Origin of the sequence: Alkalihalophilus sp. As8PL, assembly GCF_040939795.1 — a bacterium.
GTDB lineage: Bacteria > Bacillota > Bacilli > Bacillales > Bacillaceae_D > Alkalihalophilus > Alkalihalophilus lindianensis.
Genome location: NZ_CP162551.1, coordinates 2116137 through 2129883 on the forward strand (window position 1 = coordinate 2116137; position 13747 = coordinate 2129883).

The window sequence follows — 13747 nt, forward strand, 5'->3', positions numbered from 1 at the left end:
TGAGAGCACAGACAATACGTTGTCTGTGCTCTTAGTTGTTTATAGCAGGCCTGAGATTAATGTCGCCAATTTTTCTTTGCCACGTTGAAGGAATGGTCGTGAGTTGAAAGTCTCTATTGTCATTCTTTGCGCTGTGAAAATGTCATGCTCGAGTTGATCTAACACAACTTGCACGATCGTTTGATCATACAAGAGACAATTGATTTCATGGTTAATATGGAAGCTTCGTTTATCAAAGTTTGCGGTCCCGACATCGGCCATCTGCGTATCAATGACAATGGCCTTGGCATGAAAAAATCCTCGGTAATATTGATATACTTCGATGCCCGCTACAAGTAAATCCTTGAAATAAGGAAAAGCTGCTTCTTTTACAAATGGGTGGTCGCCTTTTTTGGGCAAGATTAAGCGGATATCGACCCCGCGCTTTGCGGCCTCAATAAGCGCTTTTTGCAAAGGTTTTCCAGGTATATAGTATGGGGTACCGATCGTGATTGTTTTTTTTGCTTGGCTTATTAAAGAGATAAATGATTCCTCAAGATAACTCCCATCTGTCGGTAAGATGCGTAAAGGATGAGGGCCTTTTCTAAGACTTGGGTAGAGCGCTTCTTCTCGTACAAATTTTTGCTTAGCCGTCTGCCAGTCTTCTAAAAATTGTTCTTGAAGATCCTGAACACCGTCCCCATTTAGTCGAAGGTGGAAATCACGCCAAGGACCAAATTTAGGGTCACGTCCTAAATACTCATCTCCAATATTAAACCCTCCAATGTACCCAACGCGTCCATCAACAATAACGAGCTTTCTGTGATTGCGCCGATTAAGAGTGAAGAATAAATAGGGGAAGCTTACAGGGTGAGAATAAGCAAATCGAACCCCTTTTTTCCTCAGTTGCTTAATGGTCTTTCTCGATAGGTCACAACCAAAACGATCGACAAGGACACGAACTGTAACCCCTTCTTGAGCTTTATCTGCTAAAATTTTAAGTGCCTTATTTCCAATGTGATCTTCCTTGAAAATATAAAAAAGAAGATGAATGTGATGCTCTGCTTGAGAAAGGTCGGCAAATAAAGCCTCAAAAAAATCATCCCCTGTGGCAAGGAACTCAACATCCCCATAACGAGTAACTTGAGTATGACGAGTTGCTTCCTTACGTTGCTTCTTCTGTCCGAAGATAAAATCCATTCTAAGCCAAGTAACCAACAGTACAATGATCACAAGTGTAATGATCATTCCATTCATCTTCTCACCTCCTACGCGACGACATTTATTTATTCGTATCATGCCCGACTGAGAAGAGTGGTATGTATCAATAGGTCCAATTGATACATTAGGTTGTAGTGGATCTCACGAAAATAAGGGTGTATTCAAAGGAATCTCAGTGGCTTTAAAGCATAAAAGTCAACCACTCATAAAAAATGTAAAAAAAATTTCAACTTTTTTATCGACTGAATGCTCATTCACACGAATATGTGCTATAATGACCGTAATAATTTATTATTTTCTAAACATTCAAATTAGACGTAGCAACTTATGTGTCAGCAGAAATATTTAGCTAGGTCGAAAAGGGGGACGTTTGAGATGGAAGCGTTAACATGGGTTAATCTTGTGGCCTTTCTACTTGTAACGGGTTATGCATTGTACTTGTTTGCGACACTCGTTATGACACGTGTTGAGTACATCAAGCTCGGTAAAAAAGCAGAGTTTGATCACTCTATGAAAGAGCGACTTGAATCGGTTTGGGTAAACGTGTTCGGACAAAAGAAGTTATTGAAAGACAAGAAGAGCGGGATTATTCACTTAATGTTCTTCTACGGGTTTTTGCTTGTACAACTTGGCGCAATTGATTTAATTTGGAAAGGACTTGCAGTAGGCTCACATCTACCGCTTGGACCATTGTATCCATACTTTACGTTCTTCCAGGAAATCGTTGTTGTCATGATTTTGATCGCTGTTGTTTGGGCGTTCTATCGTCGTTATGTTGAGAAGCTAGTTCGTCTAAAGCGTGGATGGAAATCTGGTCTAGTGCTTATTTTCATTGGCGGATTAATGACATCGAAGCTACTCGCAAAAGGGATGGAAATCATCTGGCTTGATAAATCAATGAGTGGTTTTGAGCCGATTGCATCAGGAATTGCTACAGCATTTAGTTGGGTATCTCCAGCTGTTGCTGGTGGATTGTTCTTTGTTTTCTGGTGGATGCACTTATTATTCTTATTAACATTCTTAGTGTATGTACCACAATCAAAGCATGCTCATTTAATCGCCGGTCCTGCAAACGTCTTCATGGGTCGTACGCATCAAGTAGGTCGTCTATCTTCTATTAACTTTGAAGATGAGTCGCAAGAGCAATTTGGTAACAACAAGATTGAAGACTTTAACCATAAGCAATTGCTTGATTTATATGCCTGTGTCGAATGTGGTCGATGTACGAATATGTGTCCGGCAACTGGCACAGGAAAAATGCTTTCTCCAATGGATCTAATCGTTAAAATGCGTGATCACTTAACGGAAAAGGGAGCAGCAGTTACATCAAAGTCTGCTTGGCTACCGGAATTTGCGTTCTCTAATACAAAAGCAAACCAACTAGCTATGCAAGGTGCTGGTGGTCAAGAAGCGGCAGCTGGCTACGATGTAAGCCTAATTGGTGATGTGATTACAGAAGAAGAAATTTGGGCTTGTACGACATGCCGTAACTGTGAAGATCAATGTCCTGTTATGAATGAGCATGTTGATAAAATTATTGATATGCGCCGTTACCTTGTTTTAACAGAAGGTAAGATGGATGCTGATGCACAGCGTGCGATGACGAATATTGAACGTCAAGGAAATCCATGGGGCATTAGCCGTAAAGAGCGTGAAAACTGGCGTGAGGGACGTGAGGATATCCATGTTCCGACAGTGAAAGAACTAGAGAAAAAAGGTGAGGAATTCGAATTCTTGTTCTTTGCAGGGTCAATGGGTTCATATGATAAACGAAGCCAAAAAATCGCTCAGTCTTTCGCTAAAGTAATGAACGAAGCAGGCGTTACATTTGCGATTATCGGAAACAAAGAAAAGAACTCAGGCGATACACCACGTCGTCTTGGAAATGAATTCTTATTCCAAGAGCTCGCTACTGCAAACATTGAGTTATTCAACAAGCATAATGTGAAGAAGATTGTAACAATCGATCCTCATGCATACAATACGTTTAAAAATGAGTATCCTGATTTCGGACTTGAAGGAGTAGAGGTGTATCACCATACAGAACTTCTTGCTGACCTCATTAAAGAAGGCCGTATTAAGCCAACTAACGAAGTCGATGAAACGATTGTTTATCATGACTCCTGTTACCTTGGTCGCTACAATGAAGTATACGAGCCACCACGTGAAATTCTTGCTGCGATCCCTGGGGTTAAAGTGGTTGAGATGGATCGTAATCGTCAAAACGGAATGTGTTGTGGAGCCGGCGGCGGTATGATGTGGATGGAAGAAGATGCTGGTCAACGTGTAAACGTTGCTCGTACAGAGCAAGCACTTGAAGTTGAGCCATCGATGATTGGAACAGGCTGTCCATATTGCTTAACAATGCTAAGCGATGGTACGAAAGCAAAAGAAGTCGAAGAAGACGTACAAACGTTAGATATTGTAGAAATTTTAGAAAAATCACTTGCTAAGAAGGAAACCGAACTAGTTCAGTAGAATAGTAAGTAATATAGTAGAAAATTCAGGAGAGTTGTCGACTCGCGTCTAGCGAGTCCTGCTCTCATGTTTTATGACATCATATGAAAGCGCAATCACACTTGCGCTTTTTATCAGACAATCTACCGAGCGAGCGTTCGGTCAATAAATGCATGAATCGAAAGGGGAATAACGATGAAAACAGTCATTGTCAGTGGAGCTCGTACACCTTTTGGGAAATTTGGAGGCGCATTAAGTAGCCTAAAAGCGTCTGAACTTGGGGGCATTGTTTTAAAAGAAACATTAGCTCGCGCAAACTGGAAAGGCGAGAATGTGGATGAAGTCATCTTAGGAAATGTACTTCAAGCAGGTCAAGGTCAAATACCATCTCGTCAAGCATCGAATAACGCTGAGATTCCTTGGAGTGTTAAAACGGAAACGATTAATAAAGTTTGTGCATCAGGCATGCGCAGTGTAACACTAGCTGATCAAATCATCCGAGCAGGTGATGGAGAAGTTATTCTTGCAGGTGGGATGGAGTCGATGAGTAATGCTCCTTACTACGTACCAAAAGCAAGATGGGGCGCACGGATGGGGAATGTTGAACTGGTTGATGGAATGGTATTTGACGGCTTAACTTGCTCGTTCCGTTCTGTTCATATGGGTTCTTATGGAAATGGAGTGGCTGATGAACTAGCGTTGTCTCGAGAAGTACAGGATGAGTGGGCTGCTAGAAGCCATGATAAGGCACTTAGTGCAATTGAGTCGGGGACATTTAATGAGGAAATCGTCGCTGTACCAGTACCACAACGTAAGGGTGATCCTGTATTAGTAGAACGTGACGAGGCACCGCGTCCTGGCACCACGGCAGAAGGGTTGGCTAAATTAAGGCCTGCTTTCGGAAAAGATGGCACCATTACAGCTGGAAATGCACCGGGAGTGAATGACGGAGCAGCAGCTATGCTTCTTATGTCAGATGAAAAAGCAAAAGCTGAAGGGATTGAACCACTGGCAACCATTGTCGCTCATCATGCGATTGCGATTGAGCCTGAGAATTTCCCTAAGACACCAGGTCTTGTTATTAATGAGTTATTAAATAAAGCAGGAAAAAGCGCTAGTGACATTGATCTTTTTGAAATTAATGAAGCATTCGCAGCGGTTGCCCTAGCAAGTAACCAGATTGCCGAGCTTGATCCGGAGAAAGTAAATGTAAACGGTGGTGCTGTCGCACTTGGTCACCCAATCGGAGCAAGTGGAGCACGTATTATTTTAACACTTGCACATGAGTTAAAACGCCGCGGTGGCGGGCTGGGAATTGCAGCTATTTGTAGTGGTGGCGGTCAAGGTGATGCTGTATTAATTGAAGTGAAATAAATAACCATTTAACAAAAATAGAGGAGTGGAGACTTCATGAGTATGAAAAAAGTAATGGTAATCGGTGCCGGGCAAATGGGTTCAGGGATTGCACAAGTACATGCAATGGCAGGAATTGACGTGATCTTACATGACTTAAAACAAGATTTTGTTGATCGCGGACTTTCGACCATTCAAAAGAACTTAAATCGTCAAGTTGAAAAAGGGCGTCTTGAAGAAACGAAGCGAGATGAGATTCTTTCACGTCTTACACCATCAACGGACCTACAAAATGCTTCTGATGTTGACCTAGTAATCGAAGCAGCAGTGGAAAACATGGAGATTAAATCAAAGCTTTTTGCTGATCTTGATAAAATCGCACCAGCACATGCGATCCTGGCCACAAATACATCTTCTCTTCCCATTACAGAGATTGCAGCCGCTACGAACCGTCCGGAAAAAGTAATCGGTATGCACTTTATGAACCCAGTTCCAGTCATGAAATTAGTTGAGATTATTCGCGGACTTGCAACCACAGATGAAGTGTATCAAGCGATTGAAGATCTTTCACGAACATTATCAAAAACTCCAGTAGAAGTGAATGACTTCCCTGGCTTTGTTTCAAACCGTATTTTAATGCCAATGATTAATGAAGCAATTTATACAGTGTATGAAGGGGTTGCCACGCCTGAGGCAGTCGATGAAGTGATGAAGCTCGGTATGAATCATCCAATGGGACCACTTACTTTGGCTGATTTTATCGGATTAGATACATGTCTTTATATTATGGAAACATTGCATGATGGGTTTGGAGATGACAAATACCGTCCATGTCCATTGCTTAGAAAATATGTGAAAGCGGGCTGGTTAGGTAAGAAGACAGGCAGAGGATTCTACGTTTACGAATAAGCGATCGAATAAAGCGAAGCAGCCGCTATAAAAGAAGACATACAGATTTCGGGGGTGCAGAGGATGAATTTACGATTTACAGAAGAGCAAGAAATGATGCGGAAAATGGTACGTGACTTTGCACAAGAACAAATTACGCCATTTATCGAAGAAATGGAAGAAAACGAGACGTTCCCACGTGAGATTGTCAACAAAATGGGAGAGCTTGGCTTAATGGGCATTCCAATTCCAGAAGAGTACGGCGGGGCTGGGATGGATTTCACTTCTTATATTATTGCTATTAATGAATTATCTAAAGTGAGTGCGACAGTTGGGGTTATTTTATCGGTACACACCTCCGTTGGTACAAATCCAATTCTCTATTTCGGGACAGAGGAACAAAAGCAGAAATATATTCCAAAGCTAGCTAGTGGAGAATACTTAGGTGCCTTTGGCCTTACAGAGCCTGGTGCAGGTTCTGATGCCGGCAGTTTAAAAACAACGGCGAAAAAAGATGGCGATGATTATCTCTTAAATGGTTCCAAAGTGTTCATTACAAATGGCGGGGAAGCAGATGTATACATCGTATTTGCTTCAACCGATTCTACACTTGGGTCAAAAGGAATTTCTGCTTTTATCGTAGAGAAAGATACCCCAGGGTTTTCAGTAGGAAAGAAAGAAAAGAAAATGGGTCTTCATGGCTCAAATACAACAGAGCTTACTTTTGAAGATGCGCGTGTTCCGGCTAGTAATCTCCTAGGAAACGAAGGAGAAGGCTTCAAAATTGCAATGAGTAATCTTGATGCAGGACGAATCGGAATTGCAGCACAATCTCTTGGTATCGCTGAAGCTGCACTTGAAGCAGCTGTTGGTTACGCAAAAGAACGCAAGCAGTTCGGAAAGCCGATCGGGCAACAGCAAGGGCTTGGCTTCAAGCTTGCTGATATGGCGACAAAGGTAGAGGGTTCAAAACTGTTAGTCTATCAGGCTGCCAAACTACGTGAGCTTGGTAAGGACAGTGGAAAACAGGCGTCGATGGCAAAGTTATTTGCCTCACGTACAGCCATGGAAGTAGCAATCGAAGCTGTGCAAGTATTTGGTGGCTACGGCTATACAAAAGAGTATCCAGTGGAGCGCTTTTTCCGTGATGCGAAAATTTGTGAGATTTATGAAGGAACAAGTGAAATTCAACGTATCGTAATTAGCAAGCACTTACTAGCAGATTAAAGGGGAGAAATATAATGAACTTTTTATTAACTGATGAACAAGATATGATCCGTAAAATGGTACGCGACTTTGCGAAAAATGAAGTAGAACCAACAGCAGAAGAGCGTGATGAGGAAGAGCGTTTTGACCGTGAGATCTTTGATAAGATGGCGGAGCTTGGTTTAACGGGTATTCCGTGGCCTGAAGAGTACGGTGGAATTGGTGCAGACTATGTGAGTTATTGTATTGCAGTTGAAGAGTTATCACGTGTTTGTGCCTCAACGGGTGTAACACTTTCTGCGCATACATCGCTTGCAGGCTGGCCGGTATATAAGTTTGGTACAGAAGATCAAAAACAAAAATTCCTACGTCCTATGGCAGAAGGTAAGAAGATTGGGGCATATGGTTTAACGGAGCCAGGTTCAGGTTCTGACGCAGCTAGAATGAAAACAACAGCGATTCTTGATGGTGACCATTATGTACTAAATGGTTCAAAGATCTTCATTACAAATGGTGGGATTGCTGATATTTACATCGTATTTGCGGTAACAGATCCAGAAGCACGTCATAAAGGAACGACTGCATTCATCGTTGAAGCAGATACTCCAGGTTTCTCTGTTGGGAAAAAAGAGAAGAAACTAGGCATTCGTTCATCTCCTACAACTGAAATTATCTTTGAAGATTGCCGTGTGCCAAAAGAAAACATGCTTGGTAGTGAAGGTGAAGGCTTTAAAGTTGCGATGATGACACTTGATGGTGGGCGTAACGGAATCGCTGCTCAAGCAGTAGGGATCGCTCAAGGTGCACTTGATGCAGCGGTAGGCTATGCAAAAGAGCGTAAACAATTCGGTAAGCCAATCGGTGCACAACAAGGGATTGGTTTCAAGCTTGCAGATATGGCTACTAAGATTGAAGCAAGTCGTCTATTAACGTACCAAGCAGCATGGAGAGAGAGCGAAGGTATTTCATACGGTAAAGAGTCTGCGATGTCTAAGCTTTTCGCTGGTGATACAGCAATGGATGTCACAGTTGAAGCCGTTCAAGTATTTGGTGGCTATGGCTATACAAAGGACTATCCGGTAGAGCGTTACATGCGTGATGCGAAAATTACTCAGATTTATGAAGGTACAAATGAAATTCAACGCCTTGTTATCTCTAAAATGTTGTTAGCCGACTAATCAACATTAAATGATAGATCGTAGCTTCAATTTTTAGTATGCTATTAAGTAACATAAAGGGGTCTAGTGGCAGTGAGACATCTCGCTGCCGGGTAGACCATTGGCATATAAAAAGAGAAATACGATAAAAGGAAGTAGGTTGACAGGTTTGAAAAAAAAAGCAGTGCCCTCAATGGTAAAGGATCAGCAATTAGTCAAAAAACGTCGTGAGCAAATGGTTAAAGGAGCTGTGCGTCTTTTTATTGAAAAAGGCTTCCACCGCACAACAACAAGAGAAATTGCAAAAGAGTCAGGCTTTAGTATTGGAACACTTTATGAGTACATTGGTTCAAAGGAAGATGTACTCTACCTTGTATGTGATGCGATTTATGAAGAGGTACGTGATCAACTAGTCCAACAACTTGATACAAAAGCAGTTGGAATTGATCGACTAAAAAAAGCGATCGCAGCTTATTTTCGAGTGATCGATCATTTACAAGATGAAGTACTAGTCATGTACCAAGAGGCTAAGTCTCTTCCAAAAGAAGCGCTCATGTATGTGTTGCAAAAAGAAGTAGAAATGACAGAGATGTTTGAAGACATTATTCGTGATTATGTAACGAACTACAACGTAACTCTAAGCGAAGATGAAATTAAGCTGATGAGCCATAATATTTTAGTGCAAGGACATATGTGGACATTCCGACGCTGGGCCATTCGCAAGCTGTATACATTAGAGCAATATACAAAACTTCAAAGCGAGCAACTGCTTGCCCCGCTCACAAAGGTTGCTAAATAAAGGAGGAAGTTTGATGTCAACAACGCAATCATATAAACCAACTAATCATGTTCGTTTCGTGACGGCTTCAAGTTTATTTGATGGTCACGATGCTTCTATTAATATCATGCGTCGTATTTTACAAGCGAGTGGTGCTGAGGTTATTCATCTTGGGCACAACCGCTCTGTTGAAGAGATTGTAAACGCTGCCATTCAAGAAGATGTTCAAGGGATTGCGATTTCTTCTTATCAAGGTGGACACGTGGAATTCTTTAAATATTGCCATGATTTGTTAAATGAAAAAGGTGCTGGCCATATTCGCATTTATGGTGGCGGCGGTGGCGTTATTACACCTCCAGAAATTCGTGAGCTTCATGAGTACGGAATTCAACGTATCTTCTCACCTGATGATGGCCGTGAGCATGGTTTGCAGGGCATGATCGATCAAATGCTAAAAGAATGTGACTTCCCAACAGTTGAACAAGTATCAGAAGAACTGACTTCTCTTAAAGAAAAAAATGCTCGTGCTGTTGCACGTTGTATTTCTTATGCAGAGCTTCATGCGGAAGCAAAAAAAGAAGTGGCTGCTACTCTTGAAGAGACATTAGAGCAATTAAAACAAATGACAAACGAAGTACCGGTTCTTGGGATCACAGGAACAGGCGGGGCAGGGAAAAGTTCGTTAACTGATGAACTCGTGCGTCGCTTTTTGAACGAATTTTCTGACAAAACCGTTGCGATTCTTTCTGTTGACCCAACAAAACAAAAAACAGGCGGGGCGCTACTTGGTGACCGTATTCGCATGAACTCGATTCATAACCCACGTGTGTTTATGCGTAGTCTAGCAACCCGTAACTCTAGAAAAGAAATTTCTGATAGCATTCGTGATGCGATTGATGTAGCGAAGGCAGCTGGATATGATCTAGTTATTGTTGAAACGAGTGGAATCGGGCAAGGAGACGCTGAGATTACGGAAGTCTCAGATGTATCTCTATACGTGATGACAAGTGAGTACGGAGCACCTTCACAGCTAGAGAAAATAGACATGATTGACTTTGCTGATGTGATTGCCATTAATAAATTTGATCGCAAAGGCTCAGAGGATGCTCTTCGCCACGTACGCAAGCAGTATCAACGCAGCCGTACACGTTTTGAAGAGGCACCTGAAGAAATGCCTGTTTACGGAACGATTGCAAGTCAGTTCAATGATATTGGAACGAACACATTATTTGCTGCTCTTATGAAGACATTAAACGAGAAATGTGGAACGGATTTTGATACGTCGATTGAGACAAGTGAAGATGTGATCAAGCAAAATGTCATCATTCCACCAGAGCAAACACAATATTTACGTGACATTGTATTGTCAGTAAGGCAGTATAAAAAGCTAACGGATGAGCAGGTTGAAGTAGCACGTAAGATCTATCAGTTAACGGGAACAATTGAAGCTATTCAAGCCCATGGCAATGCGAGTGAAGACGTTCTGAATCAACTTGAGCAAACAAAAGAATCCTTCGAGCAGAAGCTTCACCCAGCTTGTAAATCGATTCTTGATAACTGGGATTCACTGAAGGAATCTTACAGTGGAGATACATTTGTGACTAAAGTCCGTGATAAAGAGATCGTAACGGAGCTTACGACTGAAAGTTTATCTGGTATTAAGATTCCAAAAGTAGCTCTTCCGAAGTTTGAAGACTGGGGCGAGATCTTACGCTGGTCAATGGAAGAGAATGTACCAGGAGCATTCCCTTACACAGCAGGTGTATTCCCGTTTAAACGTAAAGGAGAAGATCCTAAGCGTCAATTTGCTGGAGAAGGTACACCAGAACGTACGAACCGTCGCTTCCACTACTTATCTAAAGATGATGAAGCGAAGCGTTTAAGTACAGCCTTCGATTCTGTAACACTATATGGTGAGGACCCTGATTACCGTCCTGATATTTATGGAAAAGTTGGAGAAAGTGGAGTAAGTATTTGTACGCTTGAAGACATGAGAAAGCTTTATGATGGCTTTGACCTATGTGCTCCGTCAACATCGGTATCGATGACGATTAATGGTCCGGCACCGATCATTTTAGCGATGTTTATGAATACAGCGATCGAACAGCAAATTAAGAAGTTTAAAGAAGAAAACGGACGCGAGCCAAACGAACAAGAATATGCTGAAGTTAAGGCCCGTACCCTTTCAACTGTTCGTGGTACTGTACAAGCGGACATTTTAAAAGAGGATCAAGGTCAAAACACGTGTATTTTCTCAACAGAATTTGCGCTTCGTATGATGGGTGATATTCAACAATATTTCATCGACCATGAGGTACGTAATTACTATTCAGTATCCATTTCTGGCTACCATATTGCAGAAGCAGGGGCAAATCCAATTAGTCAGCTAGCATTCACGTTGGCAAATGGTTTCACATACGTAGAGTATTATTTAAGCCGCGGCATGGACATTAATAAGTTTGCGCCGAATCTATCATTCTTCTTCAGTAACGGACTTGACCCAGAATACACTGTTATAGGTCGTGTAGCACGCCGTATTTGGTCAACAGTGATGAAGAATAAGTATGAAGCAAATGAGCGCAGCCAAAAGTTGAAATACCACGTTCAAACATCAGGCCGTTCGCTTCATGCACAGGAAATTGACTTTAATGATATTCGAACGACGCTTCAAGCGCTAATGGCGATCTATGATAACTGTAATTCACTTCACACCAATGCATTTGATGAAGCGATCACCACACCGACTGAGCAATCAGTCCGCCGTGCAATGGCCATTCAAATGATTATTACTAAAGAGCTCGGCCTAGCGAAGAACGAAAATTCTCTACAAGGCTCATACATCATTGAGCAATTAACAGATTTAGTAGAAGAAGCTGTTCTTCAAGAATTAGAGCGAATTAATGATCGCGGCGGTGTACTAGGAGCGATGGAAACACAGTATCAACGCAGCAAGATCCAAGAAGAGTCCATGCACTATGAAATGAAGAAACACACAGGGGAGCTTCCGATCATCGGCGTTAACACCTACATGAACCCGAACGATAACTCAGAAGAAGAGTTCACCATGGAGCTTGCACGTGCAACAAAAGAAGAAAAAGAGCAACAAATCACAAATCTACGTGCCTTCCAAGAAAAGCATCAAGAAAAAACAGCTGTGGCACTTAAACGACTACAAGAAACAGCAGTCACTGGCGGTAACATCTTCGAAGAATTAATCGAAACCGTCAAAGTAGCCAGCCTAGGCCAAATCACAGGCGCCCTCTACCAAGTAGGCGGACAATATAGAAGGAATATGTAGAAAGAAAAGCTGAATGGCATGTTCTGGCATTCGAAAACTTAGGGGAAGCAAAAAGAAGTCGCTTTTTGACTTCGTTTGATTCACAAAAGTTTCTCGAAGGACAATGCCATGAAGCTAGACAAAAAGAAAAGCGGAACGGCCTGGCTCACGAGCGACAAGTCTTTCAGGCAGACAAAAAGAAGTCGCACTTTGACTTCGTTTGACTGACAGAAAGAACCTCGAGCGAGTAGGCCGTGGAGCTAGACAACAAGAAATGCTGAGGTGACTGATCTGGCATGCGGAAAAATAAGGGGCCAGATCATCCCATCAAAAAGAGGCTAGGACATAACAAAAGTAGTTAACTGAATTTCCGAATAAAGCGATGAATGTGTGGATGAAATAGACGTAGACTCCTGCAGGATGACAAAGCCAACGGTGAGACCAAGCAGTGTGATAGCACGAGGAGGCTCACCGGCTTCTGCTGAAAGCGAATTCTATTTCAGGAACGGCTTATATCTACATCTGTCATTATGTTGGATTTTCATTTAGTTAAATCACTTTTGTCCCGGCCTCTTTTTGTGCATCGCTTCTCTAGTAAATTGATCAATTTGTCTCAAATTCTTTTTCGTCTAGAATCTAGCATATTTATATGAAATGTGTTTATAATGAAAGGTATGTACTTTATGCCAAATATTTAATATGCAATAGATGCAAGAATGCTGAAAGGACGTGTGTACGTTGAACCTAAAAGAGATGAAAAAGGATGAGTTACAAGAGCTTTCAATGATTGAAGTAACGTATGCTTTAATGAAAGAAAAGCGTAAACCTTATAACTTTAATGATTTAGTTAAAGAAATTGTTCAAATCAAGCAAATGACTAAAAAAGATGTGAATGAACGTATTTCATTTTTGTATACGGATTTAAACATTGATGGACGTTTCTTAACGCTTGGTGATAACAACTGGGGACTTAAAAGCTGGTACCCACACGAACAGTCTGAAGAGGAAATTACTGCACCAGTAAACCCTCGTAAAAAGACTGCTAAAGAAGAAGAGGACGATCTCATGGTAGATGGCTTCGACGGCTTCGATGATGAATTTGAAGACCTTGAAGATGAGTTGGACGAGATCTCCAATGAAGAAGATGCAGATGAAGAAGATGATACAGATGATACCTTCACTGAAAAAGATGATCTTGATGGATTTGACGATGATGATAGTGAGGATGACTTAGAAGAAGAGGAAGAATAACGTTAATTGCGTTTTCAGTCTTTTTAAGAGAGACTTGACTTCTTTGTCTGAACTAGGTAGAATCATTTTTGGGCTTTATTAAAAGCTAATGCATATTACTATGACCAAAACAAAAGTGCGCCCCCTTTCTAGGGTGAGCTGTCGCTTTTGTTTTTTTTATTTTATTGACCATTTTAGGGG

9 protein-coding genes are annotated in these 13747 nt (G+C 41.6%); 8 read left to right on the forward strand and 1 reads right to left on the reverse strand.

The genetic code is table 11. The annotated features are described in order from the left end of the window. Nucleotides 1–39: 39 nt before the first annotated feature. The gene (gene cls, locus AB3N04_RS12290) at nucleotides 40–1236 is read right to left on the reverse strand and encodes a cardiolipin synthase (RefSeq protein ID WP_368503062.1); all 1197 of its coding nucleotides are present in this window, start codon (nucleotides 1234–1236) and stop codon (nucleotides 40–42) included. A 339-nt stretch (nucleotides 1237–1575) separates the two neighbouring features. Here cls and AB3N04_RS12295 point away from each other — a divergent pair, with 339 nt between their 5' ends. From AB3N04_RS12295 to rpoE, 8 genes are all read left to right on the forward strand, one after another. After that, entirely contained in the window at nucleotides 1576–3678 is a 2103-nt protein-coding gene (locus AB3N04_RS12295) for a (Fe-S)-binding protein (protein WP_368503063.1), read from the forward strand. A gap of 174 nt (nucleotides 3679–3852) precedes the next feature. Further along, entirely contained in the window at nucleotides 3853–5031 is a 1179-nt protein-coding gene (locus tag AB3N04_RS12300) for an acetyl-CoA C-acetyltransferase (protein WP_368503064.1), read from the forward strand. Between the two features lie 36 nt (nucleotides 5032–5067). Further along, nucleotides 5068–5919, forward strand: a complete 852-nt coding sequence (locus tag AB3N04_RS12305) for a 3-hydroxybutyryl-CoA dehydrogenase (RefSeq protein WP_368503065.1) — start codon at nucleotides 5068–5070, stop codon at nucleotides 5917–5919. 63 nt (nucleotides 5920–5982) lie between these two features. Further along, nucleotides 5983–7125: an acyl-CoA dehydrogenase gene (locus AB3N04_RS12310; protein ID WP_368503066.1), complete on the forward strand. Its 1143-nt coding sequence runs from the start codon at nucleotides 5983–5985 to the stop codon at nucleotides 7123–7125. Nucleotides 7126–7139: 14 nt separating this feature from the next. Next, complete coding sequence (locus tag AB3N04_RS12315; protein ID WP_317121765.1) at nucleotides 7140–8282, forward strand: acyl-CoA dehydrogenase; 1143 nt, start codon at nucleotides 7140–7142, stop codon at nucleotides 8280–8282. A 148-nt stretch (nucleotides 8283–8430) separates the two neighbouring features. After that, entirely contained in the window at nucleotides 8431–9060 is a 630-nt protein-coding gene (locus AB3N04_RS12320; RefSeq protein WP_368503067.1) for a TetR/AcrR family transcriptional regulator, read from the forward strand. Nucleotides 9061–9073: 13 nt separating this feature from the next. Continuing rightward, nucleotides 9074–12337 carry a fused isobutyryl-CoA mutase/GTPase IcmF gene (icmF, locus tag AB3N04_RS12325; RefSeq protein WP_368503068.1) on the forward strand — a complete coding sequence of 1088 codons (3264 nt, stop codon included), beginning with the start codon at nucleotides 9074–9076 and terminating at the stop codon, nucleotides 12335–12337. A 708-nt stretch (nucleotides 12338–13045) separates the two neighbouring features. Further along, entirely contained in the window at nucleotides 13046–13567 is a 522-nt protein-coding gene (rpoE, locus tag AB3N04_RS12330) for a DNA-directed RNA polymerase subunit delta (protein WP_368503069.1), read from the forward strand. Nucleotides 13568–13747: the final 180 nt, after the last annotated feature.